Origin of the sequence: Hungatella sp. SL.1.14 (assembly GCF_024460495.1) — a bacterium.
GTDB classification, from domain to species: Bacteria; Bacillota; Clostridia; order Lachnospirales; family Lachnospiraceae; genus Hungatella; species Hungatella hathewayi.
Genome location: NZ_JANFYJ010000553.1, coordinates 1 through 286, shown reverse-complemented (window position 1 = coordinate 286; position 286 = coordinate 1). Strand labels below are relative to the sequence as shown.

Annotated in this window: 1 protein-coding gene; it reads right to left on the bottom strand. The window is 47.9% G+C overall.

Going from position 1 to position 286, the window contains the following annotated elements; translation table 11 throughout:
- The coding region (locus NE473_RS32270; protein WP_256265737.1) for a CNNM domain-containing protein at positions 1-286 on the bottom strand (286 nt) is incomplete at both ends.

The following is a 286-nucleotide window of genomic DNA, read 5'->3' as shown; positions in this document are numbered from 1 at the left end:
TGGCAATCGGCTTCACCGCAAACAGACTGAATGCCTCAGCCTTCTGCAGTGCAACCCGTTTCGGTACCAGTTCACCAAACACCAGATTAAAGTAAGACAGGATGATCGTAACCAGCACCATGGCGATACTCTGGCTATAAGGAATTCCTGACTGCGCCATGCGGTTCCACAATATCTGCGATATACCTGTCGCGGCGGATGCACTGGAAAAAAATCCGGCAAATGTGATTGCCACCTGGATGGTTGACAGAAATCCTGTAGAATTTTCTGACAGTTTTTGAATCAG